Raw genomic sequence first — 21,373 nt, 5'->3', positions numbered from 1 at the left:
CTTCCCGTCCCCGCCCCACACGCCTGCCCCCTCGGCCAGCACGCCGAAGCGGTACGCGTCCGGGAAGGCGTACACGCGCCCTCCGGCGAGCAGGCGGAACGTGGACGGCCGCAGCCGCAGCTGGGGCTCCACGAAGGGCGACAGGATGAGCGTGGGGCCCAGGGCTCCGGAGATATCCAGCGGCGGCGTGGCCCACGGGTGGATGGGCCAGGACAGCACCCAGTGGGCGCCGTCGCCCCACTCGCGGCGCAGGTCCGGGAAGGCGGGCTCCAGGAAGCACAGCGTGTAGAGACACAGCGTGCGCTTCCAGGACACCAGGGCCGGGGCGCGGGGCTCCTGCTCGGAGACCTCCTCCGCCCGGACCGGCGGCGCGGCCAGGAAGCACAGCAGGCTCCCGGCCGCGACCGCGTGCTTCACGTCACTTGCCCTGGAAGTGGGCCGGACGCTTGGCCAGGAACGCGGCCATGCCCTCGCGCTGATCCTCCGAACCGAAGAGGACGGCGAAGCCCTGGCGCTCCAGCTCGTTGGCGGCGCGCAGGTCCTGGTCCGCGCCGTACTCCACCACGCGCTTGGCCTGGGCCACCGCGAGCGGGCCGTTCTTGAGGATCTTCTCCGCCACCGCGCGGCAGTGGGACATGAGCTGGTCCGGGGGCAGCACCTCCAGCACCAGGCCGATCTCCTTGGCCTTCGCCGCGTCGATGCGGTCCGCGGTGAAGAGCAGCTCCTTGGCGCGGGCGCGGCCCAGGAGGCGTGTGAGGCGCTGCGTGCCGCCAAAGCCCGGGATGACGCCCAGGGTGACTTCCGGCACGCCCAGCTTCGCCTTCTCCGACGCGTAGATGAGGTCGCAGCCCAGGGCCAGCTCCAGGCCGCCGCCCAGCGCGAAGCCGTTCACGGCCGCGATGGTGGGGATGGGCAGGTTCTCCAGGTGCTCGAAGACGCGGTGGCCCAGGGCGGAGAACTCACGCGCCTGCGCGGCGCTGATGGTGGACATCTCCGCGATGTCCGCGCCCGCGACGAAGGCCTTCTCGCCGCCGCCGGTGACGATGAGCGCGCGCGTGTCCTCCTTCAGCGAGTTGAGCGCGTGCTCCATCTCGTGGAACGTGGCGCTGTTGAGCGCGTTGAGCGCCTTGGGCCGGTCCACGGTGAGGATGGCGAGCGCGCCGTCCTTCTCGAACTTGATGTTCTGGTAGTCCATGTGCGTGTAGCTCCTGGAGGGGCTAGTACTTGTAGAAGCCGCGGCCGGACTTCTTGCCGTACCAGCCGGCGTCCACGTACTGACGCAGCAGCGGGCACGGGCGGTACTTGGAGTCACCCAGGCCCTTGTGCAGGACCTCGGCGATGTAGAGCACCGTGTCCAGGCCGATGAAGTCCGCCAGCTGCAGCGGGCCCATGGGCTGGTTGGTGCCCAGCTTCATCGCGGTGTCGATGTCCTCCGCGGTGCCCAGGCCCTCCATCAGCGCGAAGCAGGCCTCGTTGAGCATGGGGATGAGGATGCGGTTGACGATGAATCCCGGGTAGTCCTTGGAGACCACCGTCGTCTTGCCCATGCGCTCGGCCATCGTGCGGATGGTGGTGTACGTCTCGTCGCTGGTGGCCGCGCCGCGGATCAGCTCCACCAGCTGCATCACCGGCACCGGGTTCATGAAGTGCATCCCGATGACGGCCTCGGGGCGCTTGGTGGCCGCGGCGATGCGGGTGATGGGGATGGAAGAGGTGTTGGTGGCGAGGATGCCGCCCGGGCGGACCACTTCGTCCAGCTCCAGGAAGATGCGGCGCTTGAGGTCCTCGTTCTCCGTGACGGCCTCGATGGCGACGTCCACGTCCTTCGCGTCGCGCGCGCTGGTGAAGGTGGCCAGGTTCGCTTCGGCGGCCTGCTGCTTCGCCGCGTCCAGCTTGCCCTTCTCCACCAGCTTCTTCAGGCCGGCCTTGATGCGGTCCGCGCCCTTGGCGAGCCCGTCCTTGTTGACGTCCACCAGCGACACGCGCAGGCCCGCCTGGAGCGCCACCTGCGCGATGCCCGCGCCCATCTGCCCTGCACCGACGACGACGATGTGTTCCGTTGCCATGGCGTCTTCTCTCCTGTGCCGGCGGCCATAACGCACGCCCCCAGGAGGGTCAACGCCGGTCAACGGCTGGCGGCGGGAAGGCGCAGCTGGCGGACGATGGCCTCACCCTCGCCCACCGTGATCCGCTCCTCCAGGCGCACGCGCGGCTCGCGCCCCTCCACCTTCACGAACAGGAGCGCGCGGAAGGTGCCCTCCGGCAGGCGCATCTTGAACGTCACCTCCGGGGGCGGGCCGTTCGCGAAGAAGCGCTCCTCGCGCTTGAGGATGTGCTCCTCGTCGTCCAGCACCTGGAGGTCCACGGCGCGCACGCTGCTCCAGCCGTCGCCGGTGAACTGGAAGATGAGCTGCCGCTCCGGCAGGTCCGTGGCCTTCCACAGCCACAGGCCCAGCGCGACGATGGCGATGAGCGCCAGCCGCTTGGGCAGCGGGTGCGTGCGCCAGCCAGGTCGCGGCTTGTCGGGTGCCGGTGCTTCTTCCGCCACGTCCCTACTCCCGCTTCGAGCGCTTGGAGGCCGGCCGGCGCGCGTTCACGTCCGTGATGACCACGCGCGCGGTGGGCGCCTCCGCGGCCTTCTTGTGGGCCTTGGGGGGGTGCTCCGGCGCGGGCGCCTCTTCCGCCTTCTCCGACGGAACCAGGCGGATCTGCGCCTTGACCTCCACCGTCATGCCGGAGAGCAGCTTGAGGAACTCGTCGCGCAGCTTCTCCGACTGCATGAAGCGGCGCAGCTCCTCCGTGACGACGCGGCTGATGTCGTCCTTGGTCTTCTCCGCCTGGGAGAGGAGGAAGCCCAGCGCCTCCTTGGGCAGCTTGAGCTGGCCGGCGAGCGCCCGGATGCCCTCCTCGCCCATGAAGACCGCGCCCATGCCGGCCACCGCCATGCGCCGCACGAAGTCCGGCACGAAGCCGCCCGAGCGGTTCTCCCGGCCGGGCTGCTGCTCCGAGTCGTCATCGAACAGCGGATCGTGCGGGAGGTCGTCGTTGCCGGCCGGGGCCATGCGGTCTCCTTGCGCTTCGGTTGGGTCCTACCGGGCCTGCATCACCGGCAGGGGCACGCTCTTCATGGACTGCGCGGACACGCGGCCCGCCACTGCGCGGGCGACGTCCTGGAAGGCCTTCGCCTCCGGGCTGTCCTTGTGCCCCACCACCACCGGCACGCCGGAGTCTCCCGCCTCGCGCACCTTGAGGTCGAGCGGGATCTCCCCCAGGAATGGGATGCCGAACATCTCCGCCGCCTTGTGGCCGCCGCCGTGGTTGAAGATGGGCGTGCTCTTGTTGCAGTGCGGGCAGATGAACTGGCTCATGTTCTCCACGATGCCCAGCACCGGGATGTGCACCTTGTCGAACATCTGCTTGGCGCGCACCACGTCCGCCAGCGCCACGTCCTGCGGCGTCGTCACCAGCACCGCGCCCGCGGCCCGGACGGACTGGGACAGCGTCAGCGCCACGTCGCCCGTGCCCGGGGGCAGGTCCAGGATGAGGTAGTCCAGCTCTCCCCAGTTCACGTCGCGCACCAGCTGCATGAGGGCGCCGTGGAGCATGGGGCCGCGCCAGATGAGCGCCTGATCCGCCTCCACCAGGAAGCCGATGGACATGACCTTCAGGCCGTGGGCGACCAGCGGATCCAGCGTCTTGCCGTTGGGGCTCACCGGGCGCTGGTCCGCGGTGCCCGTCATCAGCGGCACGGAGGGGCCGTAGAAGTCCGCGTCCAGCAGGCCCACCTTGGCGCCGTGCTGCGCGAGCGACGCGGCCAGGTTCACCGCCACCGTGCTCTTGCCCACGCCGCCCTTGCCGGCGCCCACCAGCAGGATGTTCTTCACGCCCGGCAGCAGGGCCCCGCCGGAGCCCCCGGCGACGCCGCGCACCTGGGCGCCCCACTCGATGTCGAAGGACTTCAGGCCCGGCACCGCCTTGAGCGCGGCCTCCGCGTCCGCCTGGATCTTCCCCTTCATGGGACACGCGGGCGTGGTCAGCTCGATCTTCAGCTTCACCGTGTCTCCGGTGACGCGCACGTCCTTCACCATCCCGGCCTTCACCAGGTCGACGTGCAGCTCGGGATCGATCACCTTCGACATGGCCGTCATCACATCGGCCTGGGACACGCTCATCGGGACACCTGAAACCTTTTGAAAACGGGCGTTTGCACGCTCGAAGGGGGGCGGAGATTGCCAGCACTCCGGGGGCTGTCAACGTCGTTTAACGCACATCTCCGGAGCCCGCCCGGCCTTCCTCCGGCTCTGGATCGCGCCCGGCTTCTGGCCGTCATTCGATGGCCGCCACCCGGTACTCGCCATCCTCCAGCACCAGCCGCACGGCGCGCTCGCCGCCCAGGGGGAACAGGGCCTCGCCCGCCGCCACGCGCACGTGGGTGTTGAGGGCCAGCCTTGCGCGGCGCAGGCGCTCCTTGGCCAGGGGCTCGCGCTCGAAGTCCTCTTTCAGGCGCTCGGGCGTGTAACGGGCCCTCAGCGGCGAGGCGAGCAGGCCCCAGGCGCCCTTCCAGTCGCGGGACTCCACCTCGTCCAGGAACTTCTTCAGCGCCGCGCGGGGCACGTCCGCGGGGCGGGACTCCACCACGCGCCAGTCCTCGCCCTGGCGGGCCAGCGTGACGGACGGGGCCCGGGCCTCCAGCACGCCCGTGCCTGTCCGGACGGCGGCGGCGCGCTCCTTCCGGGCGGCCTCGTCGGAGTATTCGTCCAGGAAGGCCCCCTCGCCCTCCGGGGTGCCGGTCGTCAGGCGGTAGGCGTCCGACAGCCGGTTCTCCTCCAGGGCCTTCGCGTACGCCTCCGCCACCGAGGCCGGTTCGCGGGACGCGGTGGCACAGGCGGTGCCCAACAGCAGGAGACTCAGGGGGGCGAGGCGGGTCATCACTGGCCAGGCAGGGTAGACGCCAGCTCCGGGGCCGGCAATGCCCGGACGTCCGCCCTGTCGGTGCTCCCGCGGACGAACGGTCAGCGGCGCAGCAGCCGGAAGAGCCAGACGACGATGTCCGCCAGGTCGACGCCGTCCGACGCGTCTTCCAGGTTCGGGTAGTTGGACGGGTCCTTGTCCTTCGGGAGGCTGTTGCCCGACACGGCGCCCTTCGGGCGGTGTTCGCGGCAGTAGAGGTCTCCGTTGAACGCGAACGCCTGGGGCACGGAGACCTGGATGCCGCAATGGACGCAGGCCAGCGGGGAGAGCACGCCCAGGCCGCCCGTGGGCGAGTCCGACGGTGGCAGCGCGGCCGTGGAGCCCGGGCCCCTCCAGGGGTCCGCGCCCCCATCCGTCGCCGGGGCGACCTCCCAGCCCCTGGACGCCGCGGGCTGCGCCTTGGGTTGCGTCACGACGGCGTTCTCCAGGGCCTCGAACTTGCCCGCGTCCAGCCAGGTGCCGCCGCAGTGCGTGCACAGGTCCACGTTGCACACGCGCGCGTTGACCATCGCCAGCCGCGCGCCGCAGCCGGGACAGCCCAGGGGCTCACCGCGACAGGTGGCGCAGATGGCGTTGGCGCGAGGGACGAGGTGTCCGCCGGTGCGGCAGCGCGACGCCGCCTGCCTCGCCGCGGTCAGCAGCGGCTTGAGCGACGGCCGGTCCGGAAAGCGCTCCAGCTCCCCCCGGTCGAAGTACAGGCCGTGGCAGCGCGGACAGACGTCCACCTCCACGTCGGAGGCCTGGACGACGTTCATGGACTGACTGGGGCAGACCGGGCAGGAGCGGGCCATGCCGCGCATGCTAAAGGGCCCATTCTCTCCGTGAAAGGGCGTGACTCAACGCGCCTGGGTCCGCTTCGCGCGGAGCTTCGAGGGGAGCACGCCGAAGCGCTCGTGGAAGCGGGTCGCGAACCGCGAGGCGGAGGTGTACCCCGCCTCGATGGCGACGTGTCCCACCGGCAGGTCGGTCGTCCAGAGCAGCGAGACGGCGTGGTCCATCCGGACCTCCGTCAGGAGCTTGCTGAACGTCGTGGCTTCGCCCGTCAGCCTCCGGTGGAGCGTGTCCTCGCTCATGGCGAGTTTCCTGGCGACCTCCGTGAGGGTCCACGCCCGCGATGGATCCCGGGCCACGAGGCGCTTCATGCCAAGGCGCGCGCTCGATGACGCGCTCACGTCGATGTTCAGGTCCCGGAGCCAGGCGATGAGTTCCAGCACACGCGCGCGCACGACGCCCTCCGGGAACTTCTCCGTGAGCGCCTCGATGCAGCGGTGGTGCGCGTCGACGAGCCGGGGAAGCTCGTCGGCGCGCAGCCGCTGGACCCGTGAGGCGCCCGGTGATGCCTTGGGCTCCGCCTGGAGGAGGAGCTCCGGGGCGATGAGCATGCCTTCGGCCTGGTACTCCCCTGCTTCGTCCGGGACGTTGCGCACCTGGAGGCGGGTCCCCGGTGAGATCCAGATGAACTCACCGGCCCGGACGTGGACGGGCGCATCGCCCTGGTGGAAGACCTTCTCGCCCCGCTGGATGTACATCAAACCGGCGGAGAGCCACTCCACCCCCGCGTAGACGGGGTCGGCCTCGCGTTGGCGGATCTTGAGGTACATCGCCGCCGTCGTGTCCATGAGCCTGGCGGTGCGTTCGATGGGCGAGGGCCTGCGCATGATTCAGGGCGTGACGGAGGTCGGGACGAGCGTACCGCGCGCCAGGGTGTGACCCAAGAGCACGAAGGAGAGGTACGCGGGCGTGGCCTCCGCGGGGATGGGGAGCGCCTCGACATCGAGTGCGTGCACGGCCACGAAGTAGCGGTGCGGCCCGTGTCCTCGTGGCGGCGCGGCGCCGAGGTACTGCGCGAGGCGGGCATCGTTGGGGAGCTGCACCGCGCCCGACGGGAGGAGCCTTCCCCCGGCGCTCCCCGCGTTTCGCGGCAACGTGCTGACGCCCGCCGGGATGTTGAACACGGCCCAGTGCCAGAAGCCGCTCGGCGTGGGAGCGTCAGGGTCGAAGACGGTGACCGCGAAGCTCCGGGTCGCGGCCGGGAATCCCGACCAGCTCAGCTGCGGCGAGATGTCCTTGCCGCCCGTCTCGGACTGCGCGCTGCGATGGTCCGCGTGCAGCGGCTGTCCATCCTGGATGTCCGTGCTGGTGACGTGGAACGAGGGAACGGCGGGGAGCTCTGCGTACGGGTTCGTTTTCATGAACAGCAATGTGCGGTTTCCGGGCGGGGAGCGTTCGCCCGGGATCCGCAACGGCTGGCCCGTGAACCGCGAACTCACCCTCGGCGCTGGAGGCTCCACGCCGTGGGGCAGAAGGCGTACGTGGCCGGGTGCGTCGCGCCCATCAGCAGCTTGAGCAGCGACAGCTTCGCGCGAGCGCCGCCGTAGCGCACCAGCTCGAAGTCGTCCGACGGGACGCGCGCCTCGTCCAGCGCGTGGCGGCAGACCTCCTCGAAGCCGCCGATGCGGTCCACCAGCCCCGCCTCCTTCGCGCGCAGCCCGGAGTAGACCCGCCCCTCCGCGCGCTGGTGGATCTCCTCCTTCGTCCGGCCGCGCGCCTGGGCCACCAGCTCCAGGAAGGACTGGTAGCCCTCCTCCACCTCACGCTCCAAGGCGGCGCGCTCGTGCGGCGTGAAGCCCCGCGACGAGGAGAAGAAGGCCGCGTTCTCGCCCCGCGCCAGCGTGGTGCGGTGGATGCCCAGCTTCTCCAGCAGCTCGCCGTACTCGAACTTGCCCACGAAGATGCCGATGGAGCCCACGATGGCATGGGGCGCGGACCAGATCTCCTTCGCGCCGATGGCCGCCATGTAGCCACCGCTCGCGCAGATCTGATCCACGTACGCGATGACGGGCTTCTGCTTCGCCACGCGCTTCACGGCTTCCAATATCTGCTCGGACGCGAGCGCCGAACCGCCGGGGCTCCCAATCGCCAGCACCACCGCCTTCGCGCGCGGATCCCTCCCCGCCTTTCGCAGTGCCTTCACCACCGAGTCCGCCGCCGCGAACCGGCCCGCGCCGCCGCTGCCCGGGATGATGATGCCCGCCACGTCCACCACCGCCAGCCGGGGCTTGCGGCGCAGCCGGCGCCACTTCACCGGCGGGAACGCGAGCGTCGCCAGGTACGCGTCATAGGTAGGCACCGGGGGCTCCTCGTCCTTCTTCGCCTCCAGGCCCAGGTGCGCGCCCAGGTCCGCCTCGTGGACCAGCCCGTCCACCAGCCCCGCCTCCAGCGCCCGCTTCGCGCTGTAGGGCCCGGAGTCGATGATCGCCCGCGCCTCCTCCGGCGTCTTGCCCCGGTCGCTGGAGATGGCCCCCACCAGCACGGCGTAGCGCTCGTCCAGGAAGGACTCCAGCGTCTGGCGCTGGATGTCGGACACCTTGCCGTCCGTGAAGAGCTCCGGCGCCGTCTTGTAGTCACCGCGCCGCGCGAAGTGCGCGTGGATGCCCACCCGGCTGAAGGCCTCGCCCAGCACCGTGGCCTCGGCGGCGTAGCCCACCAGCTCCACCCGGCCCATGGGGGCGAGCAGCACCTCGTCCGCCGCGCCTAGGACAGGGTAGGCGTCCGTGTCCACCATCACCGCCCAGGACACCACCCGCTTGCCGGCGGCCTGGAAGTCCGACAGCAGGGCGCGCAGGGCCTCGCGCCTGGCGTCCGGGATGGCCAGCCCCTCCAGCTCCAGGAGGATGCCCTCGACCTTGGGATCCGCGGCCAGCACCTTGAGTGCGCGGCCCAACGCTTCCAGTGAGGTCACCGTGGCGGGCTCCGCCGCGGCGCCGCCGAAACGGAAGCGTTGCACGGGGCGTGGGCGGTACGGGAGCTCTCCTGAGAGCCGGAAGCGGATCCACGTGGGTCTTTTGCGCGCCGCCATCAGACGAAAGGGCAGGCCCAGGAGCAGCCGCAGCCCCAGGAGGAGGTTCGTCAGGAGGAGGAAGGGAAGGCGGAGCATGCCGCGCGCGTAACGCCCCGCGCCGGGCGAAGCAACCCCTGTTCACCCGCGCCGGGAGGCTCTGTTAGGCTGAAGGCCCATGCCCTCCCCCTCCCTCCCCCGGCTTGTCCTCGTCCTCGCCCTTGTCTGGGGCGGCGCTGTCCTGGCGCAGCCCCAGCGCCGGCAGCCCCAGGAGTTCCAGAACCGCAAGGAGTTGACCCAGGAGGAGAAGGACGCCGCCAAGGCGCGCGCCATGGGCAACAACCTCAACGGTTACGGCAAGGACGTGCAGATCAAGGAGACGCCCGTCCCCTGGATGGCCATTGGCCTCGTGGGCATCGTCTTCCTGGTCGCCGCGCCCTTCGCCATCCGCGCCTACCGCGGCACCGTGCGCGAGATGTCGGACGCCAACACCTTCGGCGCCCGCGGCAACGCCACCGAGGACGAGGCTTAAGCCTCACCCTCAGGCCGGGCGGATCTCCACGCTCCCGCCCGGCTCCACCTGGATGTGCACCGGCAGGAAGCGGCGCAGCACCTCCGCCTGGACCGTCAGCGCGTCGGTAATGCGCGCGGCGGTGAAGCGCGTGGTCCCCGGCGTCACCGCCCCCAGCCTCCCCGACGCCAGGAGCGCCGCCGGCAAGAGCAGCTGTTCCGCCAGGTGTTCGTCGAGCGCGCCGCCCGTCTCCATGAAGCGGGTCAGCGCCTCCGCCGCCTCGCGCCCCACCCCTTCGGCGTCCAGGCCCCGCTCGCCCAGCGAGGTGAAGCCCGCCACGGTGTGCTCGAACTGCGCGAGCACGAACGTCGCGGAGCCCTGCGAGCGCGTCACCGCCAGCGGCCGGTTGTCCGCCTCCGCCAGGATGCCCCGCTCGCGCAGCGCGGCCACCGCGGCGCGGGACTGACGCTCCGCCACCGCGAAGGGCAGCCCGCCCACGAAGGACATCACCCGCACCTCCCGCAGCACGCCGCGCGCGGGCAGGTCCACGCGCACGGGCGGTTCGGCCGGGGCGCCCACCTCCGCGGTGAACTCGCCCGCGCCCTCCGGGAGGAAGCCCGCGTGGGTGAGCGACAGCTGCACCGGCAGCCCGTACGCGCGCGCCACCGACTGCCACGCGCCGGCGAGCGCGTGGAAGCTGGGGCCGGCCCGCAGGTGCGTGGCGCCTCGCAGCGTGAGCCGTCCTCCGCCCGCGAGCGCCAGCGGATACACCAGGCACTGGAAGAGCCGGGGCGTGCTGCCGGACGCGCCGGCCTCCAGCAGGTAGTCCCCCGCGCGCACCGGGCCGGGGGTGAAGCGCAGCTCCGTGGAGCCCACGGAGGCGCCCTCGCTGGTGCCGCCGCTCAGCGCCTCCGCGCCGCGCACGTAGGCCAGGTGATGGGGACGCAGGCCCGGCGGGTCGCGGTGCTCGCGCAGCCCGCTGAGCTGGAAGGGACGGCCGGTGATGAGCGACAGGGACAGCGCGGAGCGGAGGACGTGGCCGCCCCCCTCCCCCACCTCTCCGTCGAGCAACACCCGCCCGGCGTCGGGCCGGTCGTGACCGGTCATGTCCCTCCCGTCATGTGGTGGCGGGCGCGCAGCCTAGCAGACCGCGCGCGAGCGGACCGGGGATCTACTCGTCCAACGCGGGCAGGACGTTCACCTTCAACGCACTGGGCTGGGCCGCCGTGTGGTGCAGCCGGTGCATCGCGCGCACGAAGTCGGTGGGCTTCGCCTCGAAGATGTTGGGCACGAAGGTCTGCGGGTTGCGGTCGATGAACGGGAACCAGCTCGACTGCACCTGCACCATCAGCCGGTGGCCGCGCTGGAAGGTGTGGAACACGTCGTTGATGACGAAGCGCACCTTCGTCACCTCGTTGGGCGTGAAGGGCTTGGGCTGGGAGTAGCTGTCGCGGAAGCGGCCGCGGAACGGCTCGCCGCGCACCAGCGTCTGCTGCGCGCCCCGGTTGCGCTCGCCGGAGTGTTCCTGCTCCTTCGTCCAGCCGGGCACCTTCCCGGGGTTCACGTCCACCAGCTTCACCACCCAGTCCGCGTCACTGCCCGTCGTGGAAACCCACAGCTCCGCCTCCAGCGGGCCCGCGAGCGTGAGGTCCTGGGTCAGCGGCTCCGTCTGGTACGTGAGCACGTCCGGCCTGCGCGAGGCGAAGCGCTGATCCTCCGTCATGTACGTCTTGGACCAGCCGGGGCTCAGGTCCTGCGTGTACGGCACGGGCCTGGCCGGGTCGCTCACGTATTCGTCGAACGACGGCGCTGGCGCCTTGGGGGCCTGGAACGTCAGCGCGCCCTGGGGCTGGAAGTACAGGCGCGTCTCCTTCGTGCCCTTGGGCGGCCAGGCGTCCAGCTGGCGCCAGCGGTTGGCGCCGCCCTCGAAGACGAGCGCCTCCGGCACGGCCGCGTCCGGTCCGCCCTTCAGGTGCTGCTTGAAGAAGGCCAGCACCAGGTCCTGGTACATGGCGCTGGTGGGGAAGCCGAAGTCCGCGTCCCCCAGCGACGCGCCGTCCCCGCGCATCCAGCCGCCGTGGGGCCACGGGCCCATCACCAGCGTGTTGGCGATGCCGGGGTTCTGCTTCTCGATGGCGGCGTACGTGCGCAGCGGCCCGTAGAGGTCCTCCGTGTCGTACCAGCCGCCCACGACCATCACCGCGGCCTTGATGTTCTTCAGGTGCGGCAGCAGGTTCCGCGACTGCCAGAAGGCGTCGTAGTTGGGGTGCGCGACGAAGTCCTTCCAGAAGGCGACGTCGCCGCGGAAGTGCTTCGCGTCCGCGTTGGACAGCGGGCCCAGGTCCAGGAAGAACTGGTAGGCGTCCGGGGTGCCGAAGTCGAAGGGCTTCCACTCGGTGTCGTCGGTGGGCGCGGGGCGGGGCTTGCCGAAGGTGGAGAAGAAGCTGAACGCCAGCTGCAGGTTGAAGGCGCCATGCCGGTGCATGTCGTCCCAGAACCAATCCGCGATGGGCGCCTGCGGCGACACGGCCTTGAGCGCGGGGTGCGAATCGATGGCGCCCGCGGACGAGTAGAAGCCCGGATAGGACACGCCCCACATGCCCACCTTGCCGTTGTTGTGGGGCACGCGCTTCACCAGCCAGTCGATGGTGTCGTACGTGTCGCTGCTCTCGTCCACCTCCTTGCCGCGCTTGGTGGCGCGGTGGGGGCGCACGTTGACGAACTCGCCCTCGGACATGTACCGGCCGCGCACGTCCTGGAAGGCGAAGATGAAGCCCTCCTTCTCGAAGCTGGCCAGGCCCAGGGTCTTGGGATAGCGGCCGGCTCCGTAGGGCCCGATGGAGTACGGCGTGCGCATCATCAGCACCGGGTAGCGCTTCTGGGGGCTCGCGTCGTTGGGCACGTAGAACGTCGTGAAGAGCTTCACGCCGTCGCGCATGGGGATGCGCACCTCGTACTTCGTGAAGTGCGACCGGAGGTACGCGGCGCGCTCATCCTCGGGGCTCGCGGGCGGCTTGGGTGGCGCGGCGGGGGCCTGCGCGAGCGCGGGACCGGACAGCGAGAACAGCGCGAGCGCGGCCACGAGGCCGCGGGGGTGGAAGGCCATGCTCCCCTCCTCTTCTGCGGAAAAATGCGGGGGAAATTCGGAAGGAAATGCATCTTGGGCGAAGCCGCCGGGGCACGGAAGCTGGATCGCCTGCCGCATCGCGCCGCGCTCGGAGCGTGCAAGGTTTGCACACGCTCCTCGCATGCGTGGCACGGCAAGCCTTGCATGCACGGCAGGGTTTGCACGCTCCGCACAAAGCAGACACCCGCGGTCCCCTTCGGCCGAGAACCCCCGGTGGAACGCCTTTCCCTCATGGCGAAAAGGAGATTGGACGTGGCGACGATGACGATGTGGAAGCGGGGACTGCTGGGGGCACTGTGTCTGGGAGGTGCTGTCGCGTGGGCGGAGCCACCCCCGTCCAACAGCGCGCAGGGCACGCAGCTGCACGGCTCCGGGCGCTTCGAGTTCATCAACGTGCCGTTGCGGTCGGTGGAGGTGCCCGAAGCCGCTGGGGAGGCCACCTGCAGGCCGCCGACGGCGACGGTCGCGGCGGGCAGGCTGCGGGTGACCCAGTACTGCACCGTGGAGGGGGCGCCCATTCCGGTGATGCGGATCCTGGAGGGCCCCTCGCTGGAGAAGGCGGTGTTCCGCGCGCCGTTCGAGGGCCGCACGGTGAAGCTCGTCATCGAGTCGGTCCGCTGTCACGAGGACATCACGCCGCCGACGTCCGCGTGCGACTCCGTCAACGTGAATGCCGGCAAGGCGCGCTGGGAGTACCGGGTCCAGGCCTTCACGGATGACAAGACGGCGACGCCGCTGTGCCCCACCGGCAGCGGCTACGCGCTCTCCGTGCCGCACGCGTGGTCCACGTCCGGGGACCTGCTGGAGAACCCGAACTTCTTCACCTTCGCCTGCGCGCCGAAGAACGAGAGCAGCACCAGCAAGCCGTTCTTCGTGGGCGGCGGCGTCATCGCCAAGTGCATCGACTGGGGCTATCCGCCCTGGGCCACGGAGTACCCGGAGTCCGTCGCGCGCGAGTACCACCAGCTGTGCACGCGCATGGCGGTGGCGGACTACTGCGGCGAGGGCCGCAGCAACACGCTGGACGGGACGCCGCTGGCGTTCATGGGGCCGGAGAACGCGGCCGTGCTGAGCCAGGACGGCCACCTGCCGGCGACGCTCGCGCCGGACGGCTACGCGCTGGAGGCGGTGTGGACCATGGACTCCTGTGGCCTGGCTCGGCCGTTGTGCCTGGGCAAGAAGCGCTGGGACACGCTGGTCGCGGACGCCACCTGCGTGGACCAGGCGCTCAAGATTCCGGTGCCGAAGCAGACGTGCGAGGAACTGGACTTCCACGGGACGGCGCAGCGGATGCTGGTGTCCTATTCGCTCTTCATCGACCGGGCGCTGGTGCTGTTCAAGAAGGACTCCACGGACTACGTGACGACGACCGCCGTCACGGGCATCCCGGGCGAATCCGCGGGCGGCGCGCTGCCGGGGGCCTTCGTCCTGGCGATGGAGGGGCTGGGGAGCGCGGCGCCCAAGGGCCATTCGCCGGTGCGGGTGGAGGGGCCCATCCTGTCCCCCTCGCTGCCCAACGACGTGATGGCGCGGATGAAGCCGTTCATCAAGGCGCTGTACCGGTGCGGCACCTCCACCGGGCGCATGCTGCTCACGGACCGGAGCGACTGTGAGCTGGCGGCGGGCTATTCGCGCAGGCCGCTCGCGGGGGATCAGGCCATCGAGGGCTACATCTACAGCTCCGTCGATCCGGAGCGCGAGGGACAGCGCCGGCCGCTGAAGCTGTGGAGGCACCCGACCCTGGGCGTCTACGCCACGGCGACTGTGAACCCCGGTGGCTTCACGTTCGTGCGCGACCTGGGCTACCTGCCCGCGGTGGGCCAGCTGCCGGGGCGGGATCTCTGAACGCCGGAGTCAGTGCACGGACGCGCACACGCGCATCCCGATGAAGGGGAAGCGTGTGCGCGGCTCGCCGGTGCCGTGGTTGACGGCGCGGGCGGTGAGCGCGTCCTGGTAGAACGAACCTCCGCCGTACGCGGGCGCGCCGTTCGTGTCCGTCACCAGCCACTCCCACACGTTGCCGGACAGGTCCGCCACGCCAAAGGGGCTGTCCGACGCGGGATGCGAGCCCACCGCGTCCGGACCGAACGCGCCCGGCTTGCGGCCGTAGGTGGCGTCGAAGTTGGCGTCGTCCGGCGCCAGCGTCGGGCCGTGCGGATAGTCGCGGTCGTCCGCGCCCCGGGCGGCGCGCTCCCATTCGAGCTCGGTGCACAGGCGTGCCCGGGGCACGCGGCCGGTGGCGTCCAGCCAGGCGATGTACGCGCGGGCGTCCTCCCAGGAGATGCCGGACACGGGGAAGCGGCGCCAGTCCTGTTCGGCGCGCAGGGTGCGGTCCTGGTAGCGCAGTGGCTCCCCTTCCCTCGCCTGGTACGAGACGCCCTCGTGTTCCAGGTGGAAGGTCCAGGTTCCGTCCTTCGCCGGCCGCAGCTCGATGGTGCCGAAGTAGTTGGTGCCCCGGGGCCTGCGCGTGTCGCGCTCGGAGGCGGGCAGCTCGCGCAGCCAGGCGAGCCAGTCCGCGTAGGTGACTTCGTGCCGCGCGATGAGGAAGGCGCCGGTGGCGAGCTGGTGGATGGGGCGTGTGCGGCGGACGCTCTCGTCGTTGCCGCTGCCATAGAGGAATCGGCCGGGGGGCACGTAGACGTAGCCGTCCGGGACGTGCTCGGGGATGGAGACCTTCGCCTGGAAGGTCTCTCCGCGCGTGAGCAGCACCGGGTAGCGGACGGGCGGACGCCCCGGGAGCGTGAATGTCAGGCGGTGCGAGCCGGGCTCCAGCGTGAGGCCGGAGGTCATGGGCGTCGTGTCGAAGGCCCTCGGCTCGGACCAGCGCGGCGGGCCTCCGGGTTGCGACGCGAAGGTCTCGACCTGGATGGCGGCGCCCGGGGGATCGCTGTCCAGCTCCATGCGGACGGGGGCGGTCAGCTTCCGGCTCGTGGTGCCGCTCGGATCCAGCGCTTCCAGGTGCTGCGTCAGGGCCGTCCGCGTCCGGAAGTCGCGGTCGCGCTCCGCGATGAGGATGCGCTGGAGGAGCACCTCGGCGACGCGCTGATCCAGGGTGGGGTTCGTGCCCCGGCCCACGCGCGTCCGCGCGGCTTCGAGCAGCTCGCTGGCGTCCTGATAGCGGCGGGCCTGCTTCGCGCCCAGCTCCAGGGCCTGGCCCCAGAGGGGCAGCGCTTCGGTGAAGCGGTCCGTGTCGAACGCGGTGAAGGCCTCCGTGCGGAGGGCTTCGATGCGGGCGTCCAGCGCCTGGCCTTCGTCGACGATGGCGGCGGCGGAGGCCATGGCCTGCTCCGCGTCGACGCGCCGGGAGCGATCGCCCCACCAGTCGCCGCCAAGGAGGATGGCCACCGCGAGCCCGGGGAGCGCGAGCACGCGGGTGACGCGCAGCCACCGTGGGCGCGGCGGTGCGAGTGCCGGGGTGGCGCGGCGTGAGGCGATGGACTCCAGCGCTTCACGCAGGGCGTCCGCGGATTCGAAGCGCGCGAACGGATCATGCGCGAGGCAGCGCGCGAGGACCGCGGCGAAGGCGGCGTCCACGCCGGGGACGGCGGCGTCCAGCGGTTCGAAGGTGCGGGGCCGCGGCGGGGTCTCCGCGAGCGGTCCAGGGGTCGGGCCGCCGCACAGCTCGTAGAGGAGCACGCCCAGCGAGAAGAGATCGCTGCGGACGGTGGCCGGTTCTCCGCGCCAGACCTCGGGCGCCATGTAGAGCGGTGTCCCGATGCGGCCCGTGGACAGCAGCTCCGCGGGCCCGAGGAGCTGCTCCGGCGGAAGGGGCAGCGACGTCACGGTCCGCTGCACGACGTCCATGGTGCGCGGGCGGGAGCCAGGAGTGGAGCGCTCCGTGTTCGCGGAAGGCTCCGGCACAGCGATGGTCGCGGTTCGCCGTGATGTGTCCACCGTGCCCGGGACATCCACCGTCGCCTCCCCTTCCAGCGGCACGGCACGCGGGGCCTCCGGCGGATGCACGGCCATCGCCACGTCGAGCAGCTTCGCCACGCCGAAGTCGAGCAGCTTCACCTGTCCGTCCTCGGTGAGCAGCGCGTTCGCGGGCTTGAGGTCGCGGTGCAGGACGCCCTGCCGGTGCGCCGCCGCCAGCCCCTTCGCCAGCCCGACGCCAAGCTCCAGCACGCGCGTCCACGGCAGCGGCCGGGGCAGCCGGTCCAGGCTCTGCCCGCGCAGGAACTCGGAGACGAGATAGGGCCGGTCCTTCACCTCCCCCACGCGGTGGATGCCCACCACGTTCGGATGCTGCACCCGGGCAATCGCGCGCGCCTCCGTGCGGAAGCGCTCGCGCTGCACTTCATCCGGCGCGACGCCCGCGATGAACTTCACCGCCACCAGCCGGTCCAGCACCGTGTCGTGCGCCAGGTAGACCTCGCCCATCGCGCCGCGTCCCAGCGGCTGCAACAGGCGGTACTCTCCGAACGCCTCGGGGGGCTGCCAGGCTGGAAGCGGCTCGCTCTTCATCCACCCGCCGGGCCGCGGCCTCGCGAGGGCGTGATGCGGTGCTGCTTCAGCTTGAACGCGAACGTGCGCAGCGGCATCTCGATGAGCTGCGCCGCCCGCGTCTGCACCCCACCCGTCGCCTCCAGCGCCTCCATCATCCGCCGCCGCTCCAGCGTCCGCAGCTCCTCCGCCAGGTTCTGGAACACCCTCGGCGTCTCCGCCCTGCCCTCCGCCCGCGCCGGTTCCGGATCCGGTTCCGTCGCGGCCCGCAGGGAGTCCGGCAGGTGCGACGGCTCCACCACCGGCCCCGGCGACGTGGCCACGGCGTACTCCACCGCGTTCTTCAGCTCACGCACGTTCCCCGGCCACGCGTGCGCTCCCAGCACCTCCATGGTCGCGGCGGACAGGTGCAGCGGTGGACGGCCCGCCCTCGCGCAGGCCTCCTCCAGGAATGCTCGCGCCAGCAGGGGCAGCTCGCGGGGCCGGTGCCGCAGCGGCGGCAGCACCACCACCGCCGCGGACAGGCGGAAGAACAGATCCTGCCGGAAGCGCCCGGCCTTCACCTCGTCCTCGAGCACCCGGTGCGTGGCCGCCACCACGCGCAGATCCACCGGCCGCTCGCGTGAATCTCCCAGCCGCGTGATCACCTGCTGATCCAACGCCCGCAGCAGCTTGGCTTGGATGGGCAGCGACAGCTCCGCCACCTCGTCCAGGAACAGCGTCCCGCCGCTCGCGCGCTCCAGCAGGCCCGCCCGGGCCCGGTCCGCGCCGGAGAACGCGCCCCGCTCGTGGCCGAACAGCTCCGCCTCCACCAGGCTCTCCGGCAGCGCCGCGCAGTTGAGCGGCACGAACGGCTGCGCCGAGCGCGGCGACCAGTGATGCACCGCCCACGCCGCGTTCTCCTTGCCCGCTCCCGTCTCACCATGGATGAGCACCGGCAGCGGGCTCGCCGCCAGCCGGCGCAATAGTTCGAACAGCCGCGTCAGCGCCGCGTCCGCCACCACCACGGACCGCTCGCCCAGCGCCAGCCGGTACATCGAAGGCCCGCTGACCTGCGTCGCGCCCGGCTCCGCGCCCAGCGCCGCCGCCTTCGCCGCGCCCAGGAGCGCGTCCCCCTGCATCCCGTCCCCCGGCGCAGACGCCAGCCCCGCGCGCACCCGCCCGGCCAGCGGCGTGAGCACCGACACCAGGTGCGCCGCCGCCGCTTCCGCCTCCTCGCCGGACAGGTCCGGCAGCAGCACGATCAGCGTGCTCCCCGCCTGACCCACCGCGTCCATCAACCGCAGCGCGCCGTCGAGCGCCCGCACCAGCTCCACCTGCGGCACCCGCGCGGACTCCACCTCCAGCGCCAGCACGCTCACCGCCAGCCCCGAGCCGCGCACCCGGTCCAGCTCCTCGGAGAGCCGGGCCCGCAGCCCATCCATTTCCAGCGCCCGCCGCTCCGGCGGGGGCCGTTCGCCCCGGTGGAGCACCAGCGTCACGTTGCCCAGCGTCACCACGTCGCCGCCGTCCAGCGGCCGCGAGCCCTGCACCCTCTCGCCGTTGACGCGCACTCCGTTGTGGCTTCCCAGGTCCGAGATGAACACCTCGCCCTCCGCCACCGCCACGCGCGCGTGCTGGCGGCTCACGGACGCGTCCTCCACCACCACGTCCGCGCCCACCGCGCGGCCCACCACCACCGCCCCCTCCCGGGGCAGCGGCACCACCCGGGAGGTGTTCCCCTGCAAGAGCAGCAGGTACAGCCGGCCCTCCGGGGCGGCGCGCGAGGGCCCCCGGCGGGAGTCCTCGGTGTCCATCGGGTCGCGTGGATCCATGCCCTGAAAGAATGCCCAGGCCCTTGAATTCCGGGCAACCCGGGAGCCCGATTGATTTGCGGGTCAGGCCATGCGCGGTCCATGCTCCCGCCGGGAGGATTGGGACTTTCATGGCCAAGATGCTGAAAGAAGGGGATGCGGTTCCGGATGTCACCCTGCATGGGACGGGCGGCGCGCCGGTGCGCCTGCGCGACCTGCTGGGTGACAAGGCGTTGGTCATCTACTTCTACCCGAGGGATGACTCCCCGGGATGTACCGTCCAGGCCTGCAGCCTGCGGGATCAGTACCAGGACTTCACGGACGCGGGCGCGGACGTGGTGGGCATCAGCAGCGACTCCGCGGAGTCCCACGAGAAGTTCGTCGCCAAGTACCGCCTCCCCTTCCGGCTCCTCAGCGACCCGGATGGCGCGGCGCGCAAGGCCTTCGGGGTAGGCACCAACTTCCTGGGGCTGCTGCCCGGGCGGGTGACGTTCGTCGCGGACAAGGGCGGCACCATCCGCTACGCGTTCGATTCGCAGATCCAGGTGAAGAAGCACGCCGAGCACGCGCTGGATGTCGTCCGCTCGCTCACGGGCCAGGGAGCCACTCCCACCCGTCCTGCCTGACAGACGTGTTTGCCGTGCGTTTCCCGGTAGACTGAATTCCGTCGTCCCGGCCGTGGGAGCCGGGACGCCGCACCCCCGTCGCGAGCAACATCGCAGCACATCGGGTGGGCCGGAGGTCATGCCATGCGGTTTCACTGGTTGCTGGGACTGTCGTTGTGCGTCGGCGGCTGCGCGAGCCTGACGAAGGACCTCCATGCGGACACGCCGGAGGACGAGGAGGTCCCCACCGAGGAGACGGTGTACCTGGTCCCGCTGGACGAGGCCCTCTTCACCATGCGGCGCGTCTTCGAGGAGCAGCGCTACGACGTCTTCGAGCGCGCGGATCACCACGAACTCTACACGTCCGCGCACGAGCCCGGGATGAACCTGCCCGGCAACCGCACCTACGAGCGCTACTTCGTGAAGGGCGCGTCGCTGGGGCCGCGCCAGTCGGTCATCCGCGTCTTCCGCCTGCGCTACCGCGAGCAGGACACGATCATCGAGGCGAAGCCCAAGTGGCTCAACGAGCGCATCCAGGACGAGGAGAAGTACCTCGCCCGGAAGACGTTCGAGCGCTTCACGTTCGAGGGCGTGCCGGACATGGAGGGCTTCAAGATGGTGCGCGGCACGCGCGACCTGCCCCTGGAGCGCAAGCTGCTGGCGAGGCTGGAGATGGTGCCGTCGCTGGAGCTGGTGGGTGGCAGGACGAACGCGCCCGTGCGCGCCGTGCAGGTGGAGGGCTGGGATGACGACGCGGCCCAGACGCCGCCGGTGAAGTGCGGCGAGCCGCTGCAGGGCGTGGAGCCACTGCTCACGGCCGGGAACACGGTGCTGGTGGGAGATCCGCTGGGCACGCGTGAGCTTCCGGAGATCGCCATGCGGATGCTGTGCGACGCGGTGGAGAAGAAGCTGTCGGTGGCGCTGGCGCTGTCGATGCCGTCGGAGGACCAGGGCGCGCTGGACGAGTACCTGGCCAGCGCAGGCCACGGTCCGGACCTGGAGCGGCTCTTGGTGGTGAGCTCGTTCTGGCGCCGCGTGTACCAGGACGGCCGCAGCAGCGGCGCCCTGCTCCGCCTCATCGAGCAGGCCCGGAGGCTGCGCGCGCAGGGGAACGCGGTGACGGTGCTGGCGTTCGATTCGAACAACGCCTCCGGCAACGCGCGCGAGGCGGAGATGGCGAAGAACCTCATCGCGTACCGCCAGGCGAATCCGGACACGTGGCTCTTGGCGCTCGCGGGTGACGTGCACGTGCGCACGAAGCCGGTGAGCTGGAACAAGGACTTCGAGCCGCTGGGCTGGCGGCTGACGAAGGCGCTGCCCGCGTCGCCGGTGAAGGCGCTGGAGGTGGGCTTCGCGCGAGGTTCGCAGTTCTCCTGCCGGTTCAACGTCTGGGAGCAGGTGGACTGCAACGTCTTCGCGCTCAGCCCGACCGCGGAGCTGCGCCAGGAGCCGGGCACGCCGCGCAAGGTGGCCCTGTTCGACAAGCCCAGCGACACGGGCTTCCACGGCCGGCTCTGGGTGGGAGCGCTCAACGCCTCACCGCCGGTCATCCATCGCACCACCCCGCCCGTGGCCCAGCAGCAGCCGGACGGCGGTGTGAAGCCGGTGGAAGCGGAGCACTGATCAATCACCGCCGGGAGGGAGCCCCTCACGGGAAGTGAGGGGCTGTCTCTGATTCCAACCAATAGGGAAGCCCCACCCGGTTTGCTACGGGTGCAGCCAGTCCTGGTCCGGCCGGGCCAGCAGCCGTGCGTTGCTGTACGCCATATCGAACGTCAGGCACGTCGCCGCACGGTAGAAGCCGTCAAGTCGTTCGACGACAATGGCGAGATCCGCTTTACCAGGCGCCGTCATGCACAACGGCAGCAGAAGCTGAACGCGCCCCTTGTGGTACTGCGGCACGGCCGCTTTGTAGTTCCGAGCCACTCGCTCCTTGGCGTTCTCTACTGCGCCCTTAATACTACCCGGTCACTTGAAGGCGGGTGGCAGGCGTGATCTACGGTCGGGATGACACCCGCGCAGCTCAAGAAGCTGGACGAGGCACTGGGCGCCTACCTTGAGGAGATGGTCGCCGGCATGGGGCGA

Annotated in this window: 20 protein-coding genes; 4 read left to right on the top strand and 16 right to left on the bottom strand. The window is 71.1% G+C overall.

Features of this window, described 5'->3' with window-relative positions; genetic code table 11:
* From D7W82_RS27250 to sppA, 11 genes are all read right to left on the bottom strand, one after another.
* Positions 1-417: hypothetical protein (locus D7W82_RS27250; protein ID WP_120621143.1), on the bottom strand; the 417-nt coding region annotated here is incomplete at its 3' end.
* Position 418: 1 nt separating this feature from the next.
* A complete protein-coding gene (locus tag D7W82_RS27245; protein ID WP_120621142.1) occupies positions 419-1,195 on the bottom strand; it encodes an enoyl-CoA hydratase-related protein in 777 nt (258 codons plus the stop codon).
* 22 nt (positions 1,196-1,217) lie between these two features.
* A complete protein-coding gene (locus tag D7W82_RS27240) occupies positions 1,218-2,066 on the bottom strand; it encodes a 3-hydroxyacyl-CoA dehydrogenase family protein (protein ID WP_120621141.1) in 849 nt (282 codons plus the stop codon).
* Between the two features lie 59 nt (positions 2,067-2,125).
* Positions 2,126-2,548 carry a hypothetical protein gene (locus D7W82_RS27235; protein ID WP_120621140.1) on the bottom strand — a complete coding sequence of 141 codons (423 nt, stop codon included), beginning with the start codon at positions 2,546-2,548 and terminating at the stop codon, positions 2,126-2,128.
* A gap of 4 nt (positions 2,549-2,552) precedes the next feature.
* The gene (locus tag D7W82_RS27230) at positions 2,553-3,062 is read right to left on the bottom strand and encodes a hypothetical protein (RefSeq protein ID WP_120621139.1); all 510 of its coding nucleotides are present in this window, start codon (positions 3,060-3,062) and stop codon (positions 2,553-2,555) included.
* Between the two features lie 27 nt (positions 3,063-3,089).
* Entirely contained in the window at positions 3,090-4,172 is a 1,083-nt protein-coding gene (gene apbC, locus D7W82_RS27225) for an iron-sulfur cluster carrier protein ApbC (RefSeq protein ID WP_120621138.1), read from the bottom strand.
* A gap of 154 nt (positions 4,173-4,326) precedes the next feature.
* Positions 4,327-4,929, bottom strand: coding sequence for a hypothetical protein (locus tag D7W82_RS27220; RefSeq protein WP_120621137.1), 603 nt, complete (start codon positions 4,927-4,929; stop codon positions 4,327-4,329).
* An 83-nt stretch (positions 4,930-5,012) separates the two neighbouring features.
* Positions 5,013-5,762, bottom strand: coding sequence for a zf-TFIIB domain-containing protein (locus D7W82_RS27215; RefSeq protein WP_158617734.1), 750 nt, complete (start codon positions 5,760-5,762; stop codon positions 5,013-5,015).
* A gap of 45 nt (positions 5,763-5,807) precedes the next feature.
* The gene (locus D7W82_RS27210) at positions 5,808-6,629 is read right to left on the bottom strand and encodes an AraC family transcriptional regulator (protein WP_120621135.1); all 822 of its coding nucleotides are present in this window, start codon (positions 6,627-6,629) and stop codon (positions 5,808-5,810) included.
* A gap of 3 nt (positions 6,630-6,632) precedes the next feature.
* Positions 6,633-7,163 carry a YbhB/YbcL family Raf kinase inhibitor-like protein gene (locus D7W82_RS27205; protein ID WP_120621145.1) on the bottom strand — a complete coding sequence of 177 codons (531 nt, stop codon included), beginning with the start codon at positions 7,161-7,163 and terminating at the stop codon, positions 6,633-6,635.
* Between the two features lie 74 nt (positions 7,164-7,237).
* Positions 7,238-8,908, bottom strand: coding sequence for a signal peptide peptidase SppA (gene sppA, locus D7W82_RS27200; RefSeq protein WP_120621134.1), 1,671 nt, complete (start codon positions 8,906-8,908; stop codon positions 7,238-7,240).
* Between the two features lie 79 nt (positions 8,909-8,987).
* Here sppA and D7W82_RS27195 point away from each other — a divergent pair, with 79 nt between their 5' ends.
* On the top strand, positions 8,988-9,341 hold the full coding sequence (locus D7W82_RS27195; RefSeq protein WP_014396987.1) for a hypothetical protein: 354 nt from the start codon (positions 8,988-8,990) through the stop codon (positions 9,339-9,341).
* A gap of 9 nt (positions 9,342-9,350) precedes the next feature.
* Here D7W82_RS27195 and rtcA read toward each other — a convergent pair whose 3' ends face one another.
* Positions 9,351-10,427, bottom strand: a complete 1,077-nt coding sequence (rtcA, locus tag D7W82_RS27190; protein ID WP_120621133.1) for an RNA 3'-terminal phosphate cyclase — start codon at positions 10,425-10,427, stop codon at positions 9,351-9,353.
* Between the two features lie 64 nt (positions 10,428-10,491).
* A complete protein-coding gene (locus D7W82_RS27185) occupies positions 10,492-12,426 on the bottom strand; it encodes a CocE/NonD family hydrolase (RefSeq protein WP_120621132.1) in 1,935 nt (644 codons plus the stop codon).
* Positions 12,427-12,708: 282 nt separating this feature from the next.
* Here D7W82_RS27185 and D7W82_RS27180 point away from each other — a divergent pair, with 282 nt between their 5' ends.
* Positions 12,709-14,292: an ADYC domain-containing protein gene (locus D7W82_RS27180; protein ID WP_233587961.1), complete on the top strand. Its 1,584-nt coding sequence runs from the start codon at positions 12,709-12,711 to the stop codon at positions 14,290-14,292.
* A 9-nt stretch (positions 14,293-14,301) separates the two neighbouring features.
* Here the strand turns inward: D7W82_RS27180 and D7W82_RS27175 are convergent, their stop codons facing one another.
* Positions 14,302-16,911, bottom strand: a complete 2,610-nt coding sequence (locus tag D7W82_RS27175) for a bifunctional serine/threonine-protein kinase/formylglycine-generating enzyme family protein (protein ID WP_120621130.1) — start codon at positions 16,909-16,911, stop codon at positions 14,302-14,304.
* Positions 16,908-18,686 carry a sigma 54-interacting transcriptional regulator gene (locus D7W82_RS27170; RefSeq protein ID WP_120621144.1) on the bottom strand — a complete coding sequence of 593 codons (1,779 nt, stop codon included), beginning with the start codon at positions 18,684-18,686 and terminating at the stop codon, positions 16,908-16,910. The genes D7W82_RS27175 and D7W82_RS27170 overlap by 4 nt, the downstream gene beginning before the upstream one ends.
* A 128-nt stretch (positions 18,687-18,814) precedes the next feature.
* On the opposite strand from D7W82_RS27170, the gene D7W82_RS27165 reads away from it, so the two are divergent.
* Together D7W82_RS27165 and D7W82_RS27160 are read left to right on the top strand one after the other, a co-directional pair.
* The gene (locus tag D7W82_RS27165; protein WP_120621129.1) at positions 18,815-19,309 is read left to right on the top strand and encodes a peroxiredoxin; all 495 of its coding nucleotides are present in this window, start codon (positions 18,815-18,817) and stop codon (positions 19,307-19,309) included.
* Positions 19,310-19,432: 123 nt separating this feature from the next.
* On the top strand, positions 19,433-20,911 hold the full coding sequence (locus tag D7W82_RS27160) for a hypothetical protein (protein ID WP_147439558.1): 1,479 nt from the start codon (positions 19,433-19,435) through the stop codon (positions 20,909-20,911).
* 84 nt (positions 20,912-20,995) lie between these two features.
* On the opposite strand, the gene D7W82_RS27155 is transcribed toward D7W82_RS27160, so the two are convergent.
* Positions 20,996-21,247, bottom strand: a complete 252-nt coding sequence (locus tag D7W82_RS27155; RefSeq protein ID WP_120621127.1) for a DUF3825 domain-containing protein — start codon at positions 21,245-21,247, stop codon at positions 20,996-20,998.
* Positions 21,248-21,373: the final 126 nt, after the last annotated feature.

It is taken from the genome of Corallococcus sp. CA049B (assembly GCF_003611685.1).
Lineage (GTDB): Bacteria > Myxococcota > Myxococcia > Myxococcales > Myxococcaceae > Corallococcus > Corallococcus coralloides.
Note: the sequence above shows the minus strand (reverse complement) of the source record. Positions and strands in the feature narration are given on the sequence as shown.